The organism is Amycolatopsis sp. lyj-109 (genome assembly GCF_046548995.1).
Taxonomy (GTDB): domain Bacteria; phylum Actinomycetota; class Actinomycetes; order Mycobacteriales; family Pseudonocardiaceae; genus Amycolatopsis.
In genome coordinates, this window is record NZ_JAJPWR010000021.1 from 90,792 (window position 1) to 106,423 (window position 15,632).

Consider the following 15,632-nt stretch of genomic DNA (forward strand, 5'->3'; position numbering starts at 1 on the left):
CACAGTGAGGTCGGTGAACAGCATGGGCGAGCCCGCTCCCCCGGTCACCCTCGGCCGCAGGCCGAAGCCGAGGGAAAGCCGCCCGTCCGCGCCACGGCCCACGGTGAGCCGCCGCCGCGAGGTCAGTCACGCCAGCGCGCGGTCGCTGCTGATGACCGTCCTCGGCGAGTACGCGCTGCCGCGGGACAAGCCGGTCTGGACGTCGATGCTCGTCGAGGTGCTGGGCATCCTCGACATCGAGGAGAAGTCGGCGCGGCAGGCGCTGGCCCGCTCCGCCGCCGAAGGCTGGGTGGTCTCCGAGCGCGTCGGGCGCCGCGTGCGCTGGTCGCTGACCCCGCCGGGGCGCCGCCTGCTGACCGAGGGCGCCGACCGGATCTACGCGTTCGGCCGCGAGGAACGCCCGTGGAACGGGCAATGGCTGATGCTGATCGTCTCCGTCCCGGAGGCCAAGCGCGACCTGCGCCACCGGCTGCGCACGCGGCTGACCTGGGCGGGCTTCGGCTCGCCGGTCGCCGGCGTGTGGGTCAGCCCGGACCTCACCCGGCAGCGGGAGGCCCAGCAGATCGTCAGCGAGCTCGGCCTCGACGCGCAGGCGATGTCCTTCACCGCCGCGTACGGCGAGGTCGGCGAGCAGGAGTCCATGGTCGCCCGGTCCTGGGACCTGACCGAGCTCAAAGACCGCTACGAGGACTTCATCGACCGGTTCACCGGCCTGCACCCGACCGGCGGCCGCGCGGTGCTGCGCGCACAGACCGAGCTGGTCCACGAATGGCGGCGGTTCCCCTTCCTCGACCCGCAGCTGCCGGCCGAGCTGCTCCCGGCGAAGTGGAGCGGGACGAAGGCGGCGGAACTGTTCCATCACAAACACGTCGACTGGCGCCCCGAGGCCCAGCAGTATTGGAACGACATCGTCGAAGCCGAAGAAGCAGGGTGAACATGACTCAGCAGGTCCGCCTCGATCGTGACGGCGGGCTCGCCGTCCTGACCGTCGACGCCCCGCCGTTGAACCTCTACACGGCTTCGCTGCAGTCCCGGCTCTCCTCGGCGATCGGCGAGCTGGAGGCCGAACCCGCGCGGGCCCTGCTGATCCGCGCCGAAGGCAAGATCGTCAGCGGCGGCGTCGACGTCTCGCTGTTCGACGCCCAGGGTTCGCCCGCCGAGGCGAAGGTCCTCTTCGACGAGATGCTCGCGGTGCCGGATCGGATCGCCGCACTGCCGTTCCCGACGGTGTTCGCCGCGCACGGCCTGTGCCTGACCTGGGCGTTCGAGGTCGCGGTGGCCTGCGACATCATCCTCGCCGCCGACCGCGCGAAATTCGGGCTGGTCGAAAAGGTCGTCGGCCTGACGCCGACCATGGGCGGCACCCAGCGGCTCGCCGCACGCGCCGGCGTCGGGCGCGCCAAAGAGTTCGTGATGACCGGTGACACCTACGACGCAGCGACGCTGGAACGCTGGAACGTCGTCAACCGCGTCCTGCCGGACGAAGGCTTCGACGACGCCGCGCGCGCCTTCGCCCGCCGGCTCGCCGAGGGACCGACCCGCGCCCACCTGGCGACCAAGCGCGTCCTCGACCACTTCTCCGCCGGCGGCGTCCCCGAGGCGAACGCACACATCACGACGATCGCGGCCGAGCTGTTCGAGACCGAGGACCTCCGCAACGCCGTGAAGTCATTCCTCGCCGACGGACCGGGGAAGGCGACCTTCTCGGGGCGTTAACAGGCCGTTCGGACACCGGTTGCCGCCGTTCGGGCGTGCGCGGTTCTCCTCGCACCGGGTTACATTCGATGTGGTCTAGACCACATCGTCCCTGCCTCGTGCCGCTTGGAGAACCGCCATGAGACGCACTCCCGCACGACTACGCTCCGCACTCGCCGCCTTGCTCATCGCATTCGGCGGCACCGCGGCGCTCGCGCCCCCGGCCGCCGCAGCCGGTTCGCTGACCGCCACCCTGGCGATGAGCGGCACCACCGGCACGTACACCGTCGCCAACACCGGGACAGCGTCGGTGAGCAACTGGGCGATCACCTTCACGCTGCCCGCCGGGGTCACCGCTTCGACCGGGGAACACGGCACGGTGACCCAGAACGGCACCCAGGTCACGCTGACGCCCGCGTACTACATCGCAACGCTGGCGCCGGGCCGCACCACCTACCCGTACAGCCCGGCCTTCCGGCTCAGTGCAGCGGTGACGCCGACGCAGTGCCGCGTCGACAACGCCAACTGCGACGGTTCCCCCGACACCCCACCGGGCGCGCCGGCGAACCTGCGGCTGGTCGCGAGGACGACCAAGACGGTCGCGCTGACGTGGAACGCCTCGGCAGCCGGGTCCCTCCCGGTGACCGGGTACGACGTCTATCAAGGAACGTCAGTGGCCGCGTCGGTGACCGGGACGAGTGCCACGATTTCCGGGCTCACGCCGGGGACGGCCTACTCGTTCACGGTGAAAGCCAGGGATGCCAAGGGGAACACGTCCCCGGCAAGCGCGGCCCTTGCGGTGACCACCAACAACCCCGCGGACGACACACAGCCGCCGTCCGCGCCGAGCGGGTTGCGTTCGACAGCCGCCGATTCGGGAAGCGTCTCGCTGGCCTGGACGGCGTCGACCGACAACACCGGCGTCGTCAGCTACGACGTCTACCGCGGGTCGGCGTTGGCCACGACGGTGACCACGACGTCGGCGGTGGTGACCGGGCTGGCACCGTCCACTTCGTACACGTTCACGGTCCGCGCTCGCGATGGCTACGACAACGTGTCGGCGCCGAGCGCCGCGGTGACCGCCCGGACCGGCGACATCGTGTCGGGTTACGCGAAGGTCGGATACTTCGTGCAGTGGGGCATCTACGGGCGCCAGTACTTCGTGAAGAACCTGGAGACCTCGGGCGCGGCGGCGAAGCTGACGCACCTGCTGTACGCGTTCGAGAACATCGACCCGGTGAACTTGACCTGTCTGTCCGGGGTCACGAAGGGCACGACGGCCAACCCCCAGGACCCCAACCAGGGCGACGGCGCCGGTGACGCCGAGGCCGACTACTCGCGGCCGTTCTCGGCAGCGCAGTCCGTCGACGGCGTGGCCGACACGGGCTGGGAGTCGCTGCGCGGCAACTTCAACCAGCTCAAGAAGCTCAAGGCGAAGCACCCCGGCCTGAAGGTCCTGGTTTCTCTCGGCGGCTGGACGTATTCGAAGTACTTCTCCGACGTCGCGGCCACCGACGCGTCGCGCAAGAAGTTCGTCTCGTCCTGTGTGGACACGTGGCTCAAGGGCAACATCGCGCCCTACGGCGGCGCGGGCGGGCCGGGCACCGCGGCCGGCCTCTTCGACGGCATCGACCTCGACTGGGAGTGGCCCGACAGCGCCGACGGCCACCCCGGCAACCACTGGAGCCCGAACGACAAGAACAACCTGACGGCGCTGCTGGCCGAGTTCCGCACGCAGCTGGACACCTACGGCGCAACCACCGGCAAGCGGTACCAGTTGCACGCGTTCACCCCGGCGGACCCGGCGAAGGTCGCCTCGGGCTGGGACGTCTCGAAGATCTTCACCTATCTGGACGTCGCGAACGTGCAGGGTTACGACTTCCACGGCTCGGGCAGCGACAACTCGTGGGAGCCGAACCGCACCGGCCACCAGGGCAACCTGTACGCCGACGCGGACGACCCGTACAACTTCCACTTCAGTGCGGAAAGCGCGATCAACGCGTACACGAATGCGGGCGTCGATCCGCGTCGGCTGACGCTCGGCCTGGCGTTCTACGGCCGCGGCTGGCAGGGCGTCGCGGACGGCGGGAAGATCGGCGAGTGGCAGTCGGCAACCGGCGCGGCGCCGGGCCAGTTCGCCGAGGAAGCGGGCACCCGCGGGTACGCCAACCTGGTGGCGGGCGTGCCGGGCTGCACGGTCCACCACGACACGGCCGCTGTCGCGACGTCGTGTTACACGGGCAATGGCGGGCAGTGGTGGACGTTCGACGATGCCTGGTCGATCGGGCTGAAGACGACGTGGCTCAAGTCGCGCGGGTTGCTCGGCGTGATGGCATGGGAGATGTCAGGCGACACCGGCGCGTTGATGAACGCGGTGAGCGCCGGACTCGGCTGAGGTTCCGTTCAGCCCGCTGAATGCTCCTGTTCAGCGGGCTGAACCCTTTCTTTGGCGCACAAAGAAAAGCTTGACCCGCGATGGTCTGGACCACGACACTGAGCCGGCGCGCGCCCCCGGACACCGTCGTCTCGAGGAGAGCCATGTCCCGCTTCCGCAAGGTCCTCGCGCTGGTCCCCCTGCTCCTGGGGGTGCTGGCCACCCCGGCCCCGGCAGCCCCGGCGGCGTTCACCCACCCGGGCGTGCTGGTGAGCCGTCCACAGCTGGACTTCGTCAAGACCAAGGTGAACGCCGGCACCCAGCCGTGGAAAGCGGCGTACGACCAGGCACGGGCCAGTGCCTACGCCTCCCTTTCACGGACGCCGAAACCGCGCGCGGTGGTCGAATGCGGCTCGTATTCGAACCCCAACTACGGGTGCACGGACGAGCGCGAAGACGCGATAGCGGCGTACACGGACGCCCTGATCTGGTACATCACGGGCGACGCGCGTTACGCGCAGAAGTCGATTGCGCTGATGGACGCGTGGTCGGCGGTGATCACAAGCCACACGAACAGCAACGCCCCGCTGCAGACGGGCTGGGCGGGCTCATCGTGGCCGCGCGCGGCGGAGATCATCAAGTACACGTATTCGAGCTGGCCGAACTCGGGACGGTTCGCCACGATGCTGCGCACTGTGTACCTGAGCAAGGTCATCAACGGCAGCAACAGCAACGGAAACTGGGAACTGTCCATGATGGAGGCCGCGGTGGGCATCTCAGTGTTCCTGGAGGACAAGGCAAGCTACGACAAGGCGGTGGCCCGCTACCGCAACCGGGTCGCGGCTTACGTCTACCTTTCGACGGACGGTTCCCTGCCCAGGACGGTCCCGGGCAGCGGCCTGTCGTCCCGGGACCAGATCGTGAACTACTGGCAGGGCCAGTCGACCTTCGTGGACGGCCTGACCCAGGAAACCTGCCGCGACTTCACCCACACGGGCTACGGAATAGCAGCGATCGCGGACGTGGCGGAAACGCTCCGCATCCAGGGCGAAGACGTGTACTCGACGGACCTCGGCACACGCCTGCGCCAGGCCCTGGGCTTCCAGTCGAAGTACCAACTGGGCGCGGCGGTGCCGTCGTGGTTGTGCTCGGGCCACCTGAACCTCGGCCTCGGCCCGGTGACCGAGGTGGGCTTCAACGCGCTGAACACGCGATTGGGCATCGCGATGACGAACACGCAGACGTTGACCGAGCGCCAGCGCCCGGCGGGCTCGAACAACCTCTTCGTGGCGTGGCAGACCCTGACCCACGCCGGCAACCCGGCGTGATCTTCAGCCTCGGTCCTCCTGGCGTGTTTTCGCAGGTCAGGAGGACTGGGGACCCTGCTTGCAGAGGCGCTTGAGGGGCACGCTAGAGTACTTCTCACGCACTCAGCGAGTGCGGGTCCGGGCTGTGGCGCAGTTTGGTAGCGCACTTGACTGGGGGTCAAGGGGTCGCAGGTTCAAATCCTGTCAGCCCGACGGACACACTTGCAGGGCCCGTGAGCAGCATAACCGCAGCTCACGGGCCCTTTGTGCACCTACTCCCCCGCATCTCCTCCGGCTCGCGTCAAGGGCGGAAATGCGACGCGAGTGACTAACTGGGTGACTGCGCCTCACCACCACGATCACCGGCCTGATCTGATGCCGGCAGACCTGCTCCGTGACGACCGTGCCGCTGTGCCCGCACAGCCTGGCGATGTCCTCGATCGGCACCCGGGCGTCCGACAGCAGGGACACGAAGCCGTGCCGCACAGTCGAGGCTCAGGCCCCCAGTGCAATCGTTACTTGCACGCGCGCTACAGAGTGTTACATCCGTACGGCGTTCGACGACACAGTCAGCATGGCCGACGACAACGACCCCGTAGAGCCGACCAACGGCAACGGTGAGCCGAGCTCGGCGTACCGCGTGCTTTCGAATCGAGTGATACTGACTTGTGCCGTGGTCCTCCTCCTGGTAGCTGGCGGAGCCGCCTGGCTTTTGCTAGCTCAGCTTGGAGACGGCACCGATGCCAGCAAGACTCGCTTAGACGCCATCAGAACCGTTGGCACCATTGTTCTTGGAGCCGGCGGCGGGGTCGCCTTGCTCTTAACGGCCCGCAGACAGCAAACCGCTGAACGGGACCTAGTCGAGCGACGGCGAGACCTCAGCCTGAAGGCACGCGCGCAAGATCACGCGGAAGAAGTTCAGCGGCACGCCGAGAAGGTTGCCGCCGAAGCTCAAGCGCATCAACAAATGGTTGCGGAGTCCACGGAAGCAGATGCACGCGCGAGGCGAATCACCGAGTTATTCGACACTGCAGTTGACAAGTTGGGTTCAGAAAAGGCCGCAGTTAGATTCGGCGGCCTGTACGCACTTGAACGACTGGCCGATCACGCCCCCGAGCAACAACGACCGATTGCCCATGTTCTTTGCGCATACCTGCGAATGCCATATACTGAACCCGATAAACACCCACCAGTCGACGCAGACGAGAAAACCCACAGTCAATATCAACTTCGCCGCGAAGAGCGCGAAGTGCGCCTAGCAATTCAACGCGTGATCGCAGACCATTTGCGTCCAGGATCAGACCGGAACCGACCATCGCCTTCTTACTGGTCAGACGCGATAATCGACTTGACTGGCGCCACACTGATCGACTTGGACTGGAGTGAATGCCACCTCACAGGAAAGGTACTCCTAGGTCGAGTCAGGTTTGTCAATCGAGCGCAATTCGAAGGAACAACGTTTTCGAGAAGTGTGAATTTCGCGGAAGCAGAGTTTGAAGCCGGAGCCGTATTCGCGGGCGCAAGCTTCCAGGATTCGACCACCTTCGATGGAGCCAAATTTTCGAGGAACACATCGTTCGCTGGAGCAACGTTCAACGGACGAGCATCGTTCGAAGGTGCCACATTTTCGGACGTCACGTGGTTCAATGGCGCGGAATTCTTCGAATTTAGTCGATTCAACGGGGTCAACTTCCATGGCGCATCAATGTTCGACGAGGCACAGTTTCATCAGGACACTTGGTTTGACTTCGCGACCTTTTCAGCATTGAACTTAAAGGGGGCCACTTTCCATGGTGACACACGATTTGGATCTACGAAATTCAATGAATCAGTCACGTTCCCTGCAACGTTCTACCGTTCCGCCTGGTTTGATAAAGCCATTTTTGCAAAGGAAGCTATTTTCGATGTCGCCATATTCGACAATGCTCCCGTATTTAATGGCGCCACCTTCAGCGACCTCGTCACGTTTCCTGCGGAAATGAAGCCTCAGTTACATTCTGCAAGGATTTGCCTAATGCGCAACGATCAGAGAGTAAATTCAGCAATTTGGCCTGGATGGCATGTGGTACCAATACACGATTTACCGTACCAAGAAACCGAGAAATGGGGGAGGCTGATTCAAGCGTAGCTGCGACAAGTCCGTCGTCACGCAAGACCCCTTCGACTCGGTAAATCTCCCCAACTGCTCAGCGGGGTCGAGCAGGCCGTGAGGCCCCCGGCTCGACCGGCAGCCCCGCAGAAACACCCGGTGACATCCCGGGGACAGCGACCCGAGCGTTTGGAGCGAAACCCCTGGAAAGGGGCGACATGGGAGCAATCACGGGTTGCTGTTCTTGCAGGTCAGTGCCTTACCACAGTCCTGGGGTCAAGGTGTCGCAGGTTCGAATCCTGTCAGCCCGACGGACACATTTGCAGTGCCCGTGAGCCGCGAAACCGCAGCTCACGGGCCCTTTGTGCATCTACTCCCCCGCACCTCCTCCGGCTCGCGTCGAGGGCGGAAATGCGACGCGAGTGACTAACTGGGTGACTGCGCCTCACCACCCCTTGCCGGGAAGATGCTCTCCATCGCCAGCGCACCCTCCACGATCACCGGCCTGATCTGATGCCGGTAGACCTGCTCCGTGACGACCGTGCCGCTGTGCCCGCACAGCCTGGCGATGTCCTCGATCGGCACCCGGGCGTCCGACAGCAGGGACACGAAGCTGTGCCGCATCTCGCGCGGCGTCCACTCCTCCGGCACCAGGCCGGCGGCCTTCACCACCTTCCGGAAGCCGCGCCGGACGTTGTGCGCGTCCAGCTCGGTGCCGAGATGGCGGCCGCACGCGCTGAGGACAGGGCAACCGCGCGCGGCTATCTGGCTGAGGCTGACGAGGCGGCTCGGCGCCTTGGTGTCGACGGCAACCACCTCTGGACGGCATTCGGACCGACGAACGTGGCAATCCACCGCGTGAACACCGCCATGGAGCTGGGAGACGTGCAGGTCGCGCTCGATATCGGCCCTGAACTGGACACGGCGGCCCTGCCGGTCGAGCGGCGAGTGCGCCACATGCTGGACGTCGCCCGCGCGTTCCACGTCTCCGGACGCCACGATGCCGCGGTCGCTACGGTGCTGAATGCTGAGCGGATGGCACCCGACCAGGTCAGGCACCACTACCTGAGCCGACAGCTCGTCATCACATGGGTGCGGAACACCCACGGTAAGCCGGGCTTCGAGCTCCATCAGCTCGCCAAGCGGATGCACGTCGTAGGCTGACCCACGTGACGGACGAACCAACGGACAAGTTCGCAACGCCCCGGATTGCCGCCGGGGCGTTGTTCGTAGACGGAAGCCGCGTTCTGCTGGTCAGGAAGACGTACGGGAACCGCTGGGACATCCCCGGCGGCTACGTCGACCAGGGCGAGTCGCCGGCGGCGGCCTGCGCGCGGGAGCTGCGAGAGGAGATCGGTCTAACTCGGTCAGCGCGGCGGCTACTGGTGCACGACTGGGCGCCCAACGACTCGGAGGGCGACAAGATCCTTTACGTCTTTGGATGTGGGGATCTCGGCAGTGACGAGGACGCCATCGTCCTGGACGGCGTCGAACTCGACCACTGGGAGTGGGTCCCGGTCGACAAGCTGGACGAGTACCTGATTCCGCGTCTCGCCCGCCGGCTCAATCACGCATACCAGGCCCACGTGACTGGCACGACTCGCTACCTTGAGCACGGCGAGCCAGCTCTAAAGGAGGAGTAGCTGAGCCGCTTCGCCCTCCCACCGCCATGACGAGGCACCCAGCATGCCACGAGGGGGCTGCTCGTTCGTCCTCAGACCACAGCCTGACGCAACCATCCGCGTGTAACACCCTGCTCGCATGAGACGACCTCTCCCGGTAAGCATGGATCACGCGCAATCGAGAGCTCAGCAATACGACAGCCGGAGGACACCATGAGCGAATTGAAATCGTTGCCAATTCGCAAGCTGTTAGACAAGTTGCACTCCGGCCAAATTCGAATTCCCGCATTCCAGCGCAACTTCGTGTGGGACCCGCAACGTATTTCACATTTCATGGACAGTCTATATAAAGGCTATCCATTCGGATCGATTTTATTATGGGAGACTCAGGATAAACTAAAGGAAGAGCGAAACTTGGGGCCTTATCGGCTTCCCGAACCGGAGAAACGGCACCCCATCTCATACGTGCTCGACGGTCAACAGCGACTGACATCCCTCTTCGTGACCTTCCAAACTGATTTTCCTCTGCCTTCAGACGAAGAATGGATGCCCGTATATTTTGACATGGTCGCATCCGAAAGTCCTCAACGGGCCCAATTTGTAGCCTTACACGAGAACGAGGTCGATCCGGAGCGACATTTTCCACTGTCTTGTATTTTTGACGTCGTCCGGTTCAGGCAATCCCTCCTCACCTTTTCCAGCGAACGGCATATCCATGCAGCGGACACTCTTCACAACATATTCAAAGAGGTGCAGATACCCCTCCAAGTCATGGAGACAGAGGACAGGGCCACGGTCGCCGTCGTCTTCGAGCGAATAAATCGCTTCGGCGTTAAGTTGACCACCCTGGAACTTCTTGCCGCATGGACATGGACGGAAGAGTTCGACCTTGGCGGCCAACTAGAGGAGCTTCAGGAAGAACTCTCGTCTTTCAACTTTGGAGACCTAGCAGAGCAACCTGATCTAATTCTTCGATGTGCGGCTGCAATTCTTAACGACTCGCCCGCAATAGAGTCGCTACTGACCCTGACGGGCGAAGACATACGAACTGCGTTCGACGTTGTAAAAAACGGAATCAAAGGTGCCGTAGATTTTCTACGTGATCAGCTTCATATTCGCACCCTCAAGACTCTTCCAAACCAGCTGATATTTGTGCCGCTTTCGGTGTATTTTGCAGTTTCCGACAGGAAGATGCTGAGCCACCGAGAAGACACCCTTCGAACTCTGCGGAAATGGTTTTGGCAAGCGAGCTTCACCGAGCGATACAGCGGCCAGACAGTAAGGGCTGCCAAAGAAGACATAGCACTGATGAAGCGCCTCCGAAGAGCAGGTAACACGAACACAATTGATCAATCGCTTCCATACGTACGCGTACCGCCATCCTACTTCCTGCAGAACAACTTTCGAACTGGCGCGACGAAGACAAATACATTTGTAAGTATGCTCGCGCAACTCCGCCCACGGACCTTTATTTCAGGGTCCTATATTAATGTCGATGAAGTTCTACAGAATTACAACAAGGCGGAATTTCACCACATTTTCCCGCGCGCTTATGTCGAAAGAGAGCATTCGGACGACAGTTCGTACGTTAACTCACTTGCAAACTTCTGTTTCTTATCCCGAGTGGATAATAATAAGATCAGAGACAGGCCCCCCTCCGCCTACTTGAAGTTGATGCCCGAGAACACTTCGGCCCTGCTCGACGTACTCGACTCATCCGCTATAGATATCAGCGATTTGCTCGACAATGACTTTTTCGCATTCATCCAACATAGAGCGAGAGTCTTGGCTTACATCGCGAATTGCCTCATGGACACCGGCGAACCGCCGAGCAATAAACTGGTCAGAGAACAATATTCTCGCCCTCAAACCGACGAGAGACCGGTAGCTGCGCGCTACCAAATACATGTCGGCAATACCGACCCGCTGAGGTTGGATCGCCGCGCAGGCGGGGTTTCATCACCCCCACCCCCTCAGTAGATCAACGCGCATCGTACAGTTCGGCGGTGTCCCCCAAGCTCCCCTCTCGCGAAGCTGCAGTTACCCTCTGGACGCCCCGTTCCGTTAAGGGTTCGATAAGGGGTTGCCTTGACCAGCGCGAAGCCGACGGTCAACTTTCGCGCCGCCGCAGCGTGCTCGCACCGGAGCCGGGGCACGCCTCGCTGCCTGGCCAGCTGCCTGGCAATGACCGCAGACTCCGACGGACGTCAGTGAACTACTACAGTCAGGCAGCCATGGCGCTCCGACCAGGTGTTTCCCGACGTCCTGCCCCATACGAATGAACGACGTCAACTCACCACCATGCCCCGATGGTCTCCGGGCTCTTCCACGCATCTTTCGTGATCGTGCTGGCATCATGCTCCGCATTGGTGAGGTCCGCGCCGACGAAGTCCGCGCCAGCAAGTTTCGCGGAGCGGAAATTTGTACCGGTGAGGTTTGTATTTTCGAAGCGTGCGTAGGTGAGGTCCGCGTTGAAGAGGTCCGCTCCCGCGAGGTTCGCCTTGCTGAGTTGCGCTTCGGTAAGTAGAGCGTTGTCGAGTTGCGCATTGGTGAGGTCCGCCTTGAAGAGGTCCGCTCTCGTGAGGTCCGCGACGGCGAGGTGTGCGTTGGTGAGTTCCGCGTCGGCGAGGTACGCGTTGTCGAGGTACGTGCCAGAGAGCTCAGCGCCGCTGAGATTCGCGCGGAAGAGCCCCACCTTGGTTAGGCGCGCATCGGAAAGGTCTGCGCCGACAAGGTTCGCTCCGGTGAGGTTCGCGCCAGCCATACAGACCTGGTGGAGGTCGATGCTGGTCCCGCTGTCCTGACTGGTGTCGCGGCGACCCAAGACTGTGAGAGCGGCCTGAACGTCCAGGGTGATAGCTGCCGGCGAGGAACAGGTCCCTCCCCGGAGGGGCGGACTCGTGATGTGAGGGGCGTTGCTTCGAATGAAGGCCGACAGGACTTCGATGATCGTCGGTTGATCGCGTGGTGAGTCGTGGGCCAGCCGTTCGAGGGCATAGACGCCGCCGAGTCGGGTCTCCAGGTGATCGTTTCCCGTAGTGCCGATCTGGTCGATGGCTTTGGTGTAGCGGTCGGTGACCTGGCCCTGCTCGGTCGCTTTTAGCGAGAGCGACGTGAACAACAGAGCACCGATCGCGGTGAACGCTGTGATTACGGACGTGATTGCTGTCCAGTTCCATCGCGATTGCAGCGCGAGCTCACTGGGTGCCCGCGTCGCGGCGGGGCGCGCGACGACGCTGAGTTGGTCAGGCCCCTCGACCCATCGCACCGGTACAGGTGGCGTGGTCGCGGACCGCTTCCCTCGTCGGTGAAGCATATATGCGCCACAAGCGAGCCACGCCGCGATCAGCACCAGATACCAGTTGCCCAACCAGTCGAGGATGCCGCCCAAGCTTGGCCACCATGGCTGTTCAACCGCGGTGAGCACCAACTGGATCGCGACCAAGGCGCCGCTGACCGCGATCAAGCCAACTACAGCATGCCTGCGCTTCCACCTCGTAGACGTCACCCTAGCTATGTCGGCCAGAAGGACCAGCGCGCTACCAAGTAGCGTCCAGACGAACTCACACGAGATCCAGATCGGCACGTAGAGCTTCAGCAGGGGCAGCTGAGTGACGAACTGAGCGACAACCGTCCCGGACACACGCGGACGTTCGCGGACGTCATCGGACATTCGCGAGTCACCCAGCTAAGCCGCTGACCAGGCTTTTTGAGGATGCGAGGTGCCTGGGGGTCAAGGGGTCGCAGGTTCAAATCCTGTCAGCCCGACGGACACACTTGCAGGGCCCGTGAGCGGCACACCGCCGCTCACGGGCCCTTTGTGTTGCCTTGTCCCGTTCCGCTTGCACAAGGCGATCCCCTGGCTACTTTCCGCATCGCCTCTTGATCCCGAATCACCTCCTCGAGCACTTCCCCATTTCGCGACATTCAGTGGTTGTCCCCTTTTGACTGAATGATCGAGTTGGCAAGCGGGTCGCGCCGGTGGGAAAATTACCCGCGACCAAAAGGTGGATCGGCCGTTCGGCGCAGTGACCGAAACATCACGCCCGGTCGGCGAGCCGATCTATTCCTTCTTTGGGCTCTCACCCTTGCGGTGAAGATTTCGCATTTACGGAGATGCCTGCTCGCTCCTCACGACAGAGGATCGCTGCAGGGAGAAGCGTCGGAATCCGGTGCCGAAAACAAACAATGAGCTCCGAGGAGCGGTGATGTTGAACCGAAGAAAACTACTGGGGTGGGCGACGGCCGGAGGCGTGGTCGGTGGGGCGGCGCTACTGCCCTCGGCCCTGACCCGGGAACCGAGCGCCGCAGAACACGTCGGGCATGCCCCGGCCGCGGGCTCCGCGGCGGGCGGGGGCCGTCCGGCGGCGGGGCTGGGGGTTTGGTTCTCCCAGCGGCTGCCGATACCGCAGCAGCTGACGCCGATGCGGCGCGGCGACGGCGTCGACGTGTACAAGATCCCGATCAAGGCGGCGCAGCACGCCTTCCTGCCCGGCAAGCCGGCGCCGGTGCGCTCGTTCGGCGGCCAGTTCGTCGGGCCCACGATCCGCGCCAGGACCGGCACGCCGGTGGAGGTGACGTTCACCAACCAGCTGGACGTCCCGTCCAACGTGCACCTGCACGGCGGGCACAACGCCCAGGCCGACGACGGCTACCCGATGGACCTGCTCGACCCGGGGCAGAGCCGGACCTACCACTACCCGAACCGCCAGCAGGGCGCGACCCTCTGGTACCACGACCACGCCCACCACCTCGAGGCCGAGAACGTCTACCGGGGACTCCACGGCTTCTACATCCTCGACGACGAGGCGGAGCGCGGCCTGAACCTGCCTTCGGGGCAGTACGACGTGCCGATCATGCTCCGCGACATCCAGCTCGACGCCAACGGGGCCATGGTCTACCCGAACTTCCCCCCGGACCGCACCACCATCCTCGCCAACGGTGTGGTGAACCCGTACTTCCAGGTCGCGGCCCGCAAGTACCGGTTCCGGCTGCTCAACACCTCCAACGAGCGGCAGTTCCGCCTCACCCTGGGCGGCGTCCAGATGACGCAGATCGCCTCCGACGGCGGGCTGCTGCCGGCGCCGGTGCCGCGGTCGGAAATCCTGCTCGGATCCGCGGAGCGGGTCGACATCGTGGTCGACTTCTCGCAGGTGCCCCTGGGTTCGCACCTGGTGCTCAAGGACATCTCGGGACCGGTGCTCCGGTTCGACGTGACGCGCCTCGCGCTCGACAGCAGCCGCGTGCCCGCCACGTTGCGGCCGTTGCCCGCGCCGGGGACGGCGACCGTCCAGCGGGAAATCACCATGCGGTTCGACGAGGCGACCTTTGTCGGCCTGGTCAACGAGCAGGTCTACGACCCCAACCGGGTGGACATCAAGGTCAAGCGCGGCGCGACCGAGATCTGGACCGTCCGCAACACCGACACCGTCTTCGGTGCACCCCACTCGTTCCACCTGCACCTCGAGCAATTCCGCGTGCTCGACCGCAACGGCGGCCCGCCGGGACCGGACGACGTGGGCCGTAAGGACACGGTCTTCCTCGGTCCGGGTGAGTGGGTCCGGCTGCAGACCACCTTCACCGACTACGTCGGCCGGTACGTGTACCACTGTCACTTCCTCGACCACTCGACCCTCGGCATGATGGCGCAGATGGAGATCGTTCCCTGACGGGTGGGCACGCGGGGCAGGCGGGCGCGTCCGCCTGCCCCGGCTCCCGGCGGTTCGGCACTCGTTGACCGCCACGCTCGGCACTCCGTAGGTTCGTCCCTGAACGAAGGAGGTCCGGATGAGCCATCTGGTGCGGTTCGCCGACGGAACCGGCGCCGTCCGCGTCGGCCTGCTCACCGGTGAGCAGCTGCGACCGCTCGCGGTGGCGTCGATGAGTGACCTGCTGCGGCGCCCCGTAGCCGAGATCCGCGAGCTGGCCGAGGCCGCCGGCGAGCCCGTGTCCACGGCCGGAACGCGGCTGCTACCGCCGCTGGACGGGCGGATGGAGGTGTGGGCCGCCGGGGTGACCTATCTGCGGTCCGAGGAGGCGCGACGCGAGGAGAGCGCCGATGAGGACGTCTACGCGCGGGTGTACCGCGCGAAGCGGCCGGAGTTGTTCTTCAAGTCGGCCGCGTGGCGGGTGGTCACCGACGGTAAGCCGATCGCCATCCGCGCCGATTCGGCCAACAACGTGCCGGAACCGGAGCTCGGCCGAGTACGGTCACGCCCTCGCGCTTGCTAGCGCCGGCCACACCACCGCGCACGCTTGGGCCTTTGCCAACCTCACCGGCACCAAAGCCCGCGAGATCGGCGAGAAGGCGTGGCGACGATGGTTCTGGCCACCACGATCGCCGCAGCCGAATCCAATCTCACTGAGCAGCAAGCTTGGGACCACTTCTACAGAGCGTCGCCAACTCAGGCAGCTTACATCGGACGTGATGCGTGGCGCCGTGATCGCTGGTTGCCCGCGCTCCGGGAAGCAGAGGAACGCAGGCCACGTCGGCTTCGGCTCGGGATTCGCTGCGACGACGACGGCAGGCGAGAGTCACCATATCG

12 protein-coding genes and 1 tRNA gene are annotated in these 15,632 nt (G+C 64.1%); 11 read left to right on the top strand and 2 right to left on the bottom strand.

Translation table 11 applies throughout. The annotated features are described in order from the left end of the window. The first annotated feature begins 22 nt into the window (after nucleotides 1-22). The 6 genes from ACLJQF_RS36595 (at nucleotide 23) to ACLJQF_RS36620 (ending at nucleotide 7,504) form a co-directional block, all read left to right on the top strand. Nucleotides 23-934 (top strand): PaaX family transcriptional regulator C-terminal domain-containing protein, encoded by a 912-nt coding sequence (locus ACLJQF_RS36595; protein WP_410614919.1) that lies wholly within the window; start codon nucleotides 23-25, stop codon nucleotides 932-934. Nucleotides 935-936: 2 nt separating this feature from the next. After that, entirely contained in the window at nucleotides 937-1,716 is a 780-nt protein-coding gene (locus ACLJQF_RS36600) for an enoyl-CoA hydratase/isomerase family protein (protein WP_410614850.1), read from the top strand. Nucleotides 1,717-1,876: 160 nt separating this feature from the next. Next, nucleotides 1,877-4,090 (top strand): glycosyl hydrolase family 18 protein, encoded by a 2,214-nt coding sequence (locus ACLJQF_RS36605; protein ID WP_410614851.1) that lies wholly within the window; start codon nucleotides 1,877-1,879, stop codon nucleotides 4,088-4,090. A gap of 143 nt (nucleotides 4,091-4,233) precedes the next feature. Continuing rightward, the gene (locus tag ACLJQF_RS36610; protein WP_410614852.1) at nucleotides 4,234-5,397 is read left to right on the top strand and encodes an alginate lyase family protein; all 1,164 of its coding nucleotides are present in this window, start codon (nucleotides 4,234-4,236) and stop codon (nucleotides 5,395-5,397) included. A gap of 118 nt (nucleotides 5,398-5,515) precedes the next feature. Further along, nucleotides 5,516-5,589, top strand: a tRNA-Pro gene (locus ACLJQF_RS36615). A 361-nt stretch (nucleotides 5,590-5,950) separates the two neighbouring features. Continuing rightward, entirely contained in the window at nucleotides 5,951-7,504 is a 1,554-nt protein-coding gene (locus ACLJQF_RS36620) for a pentapeptide repeat-containing protein (RefSeq protein ID WP_410614853.1), read from the top strand. Between the two features lie 387 nt (nucleotides 7,505-7,891). Here ACLJQF_RS36620 and ACLJQF_RS36625 read toward each other — a convergent pair whose 3' ends face one another. After that, nucleotides 7,892-8,281 (bottom strand): tyrosine-type recombinase/integrase, encoded by a 390-nt coding sequence (locus ACLJQF_RS36625; protein ID WP_410614854.1) that lies wholly within the window; start codon nucleotides 8,279-8,281, stop codon nucleotides 7,892-7,894. A gap of 42 nt (nucleotides 8,282-8,323) precedes the next feature. Between ACLJQF_RS36625 and ACLJQF_RS36630 the strand changes: the two genes are divergently transcribed. The 3 genes from ACLJQF_RS36630 to ACLJQF_RS36640 all read left to right on the top strand — a co-directional run bounded on the left by ACLJQF_RS36630 (nucleotide 8,324) and on the right by ACLJQF_RS36640 (nucleotide 11,067). Next, entirely contained in the window at nucleotides 8,324-8,629 is a 306-nt protein-coding gene (locus ACLJQF_RS36630) for a hypothetical protein (protein ID WP_410614855.1), read from the top strand. A 5-nt stretch (nucleotides 8,630-8,634) separates the two neighbouring features. After that, complete coding sequence (locus ACLJQF_RS36635; RefSeq protein ID WP_410614856.1) at nucleotides 8,635-9,108, top strand: NUDIX domain-containing protein; 474 nt, start codon at nucleotides 8,635-8,637, stop codon at nucleotides 9,106-9,108. A gap of 192 nt (nucleotides 9,109-9,300) precedes the next feature. Next, nucleotides 9,301-11,067, top strand: a complete 1,767-nt coding sequence (locus ACLJQF_RS36640) for a DUF262 domain-containing protein (RefSeq protein WP_410614857.1) — start codon at nucleotides 9,301-9,303, stop codon at nucleotides 11,065-11,067. 313 nt (nucleotides 11,068-11,380) lie between these two features. Here the strand turns inward: ACLJQF_RS36640 and ACLJQF_RS36645 are convergent, their stop codons facing one another. Further along, nucleotides 11,381-12,760 carry a pentapeptide repeat-containing protein gene (locus tag ACLJQF_RS36645; RefSeq protein ID WP_410614858.1) on the bottom strand — a complete coding sequence of 460 codons (1,380 nt, stop codon included), beginning with the start codon at nucleotides 12,758-12,760 and terminating at the stop codon, nucleotides 11,381-11,383. A gap of 535 nt (nucleotides 12,761-13,295) precedes the next feature. Between ACLJQF_RS36645 and ACLJQF_RS36650 the strand changes: the two genes are divergently transcribed. Continuing rightward, the gene (locus tag ACLJQF_RS36650) at nucleotides 13,296-14,756 is read left to right on the top strand and encodes a multicopper oxidase family protein (protein WP_410614859.1); all 1,461 of its coding nucleotides are present in this window, start codon (nucleotides 13,296-13,298) and stop codon (nucleotides 14,754-14,756) included. Between the two features lie 118 nt (nucleotides 14,757-14,874). Then, nucleotides 14,875-15,318 carry a hypothetical protein gene (locus ACLJQF_RS36655; protein WP_410614860.1) on the top strand — a complete coding sequence of 148 codons (444 nt, stop codon included), beginning with the start codon at nucleotides 14,875-14,877 and terminating at the stop codon, nucleotides 15,316-15,318. Nucleotides 15,319-15,632 lie beyond the last annotated feature (314 nt).

Bases quoted from the DNA above. Each gene is read 5' to 3' on its own strand.
- ACLJQF_RS36650 (WP_410614859.1), top strand. From the start codon at position 13,296: ATGTTGAACCGAAGAAAACTACTGGGGTGGGCGACGGCCGGAGGCGTG.
- ACLJQF_RS36655 (WP_410614860.1), top strand. From the start codon at position 14,875: ATGAGCCATCTGGTGCGGTTCGCCGACGGAACCGGCGCCGTCCGCGTC.
- ACLJQF_RS36600 (WP_410614850.1), top strand. From the start codon at position 937: ATGACTCAGCAGGTCCGCCTCGATCGTGACGGCGGGCTCGCCGTCCTG.
- ACLJQF_RS36645 (WP_410614858.1), bottom strand. From the start codon at position 12,760: ATGTCCGATGACGTCCGCGAACGTCCGCGTGTGTCCGGGACGGTTGTC.
- ACLJQF_RS36640 (WP_410614857.1), top strand. From the start codon at position 9,301: ATGAGCGAATTGAAATCGTTGCCAATTCGCAAGCTGTTAGACAAGTTG.
- ACLJQF_RS36595 (WP_410614919.1), top strand. From the start codon at position 23: ATGGGCGAGCCCGCTCCCCCGGTCACCCTCGGCCGCAGGCCGAAGCCG.
- ACLJQF_RS36620 (WP_410614853.1), top strand. From the start codon at position 5,951: ATGGCCGACGACAACGACCCCGTAGAGCCGACCAACGGCAACGGTGAG.
- ACLJQF_RS36610 (WP_410614852.1), top strand. From the start codon at position 4,234: ATGTCCCGCTTCCGCAAGGTCCTCGCGCTGGTCCCCCTGCTCCTGGGG.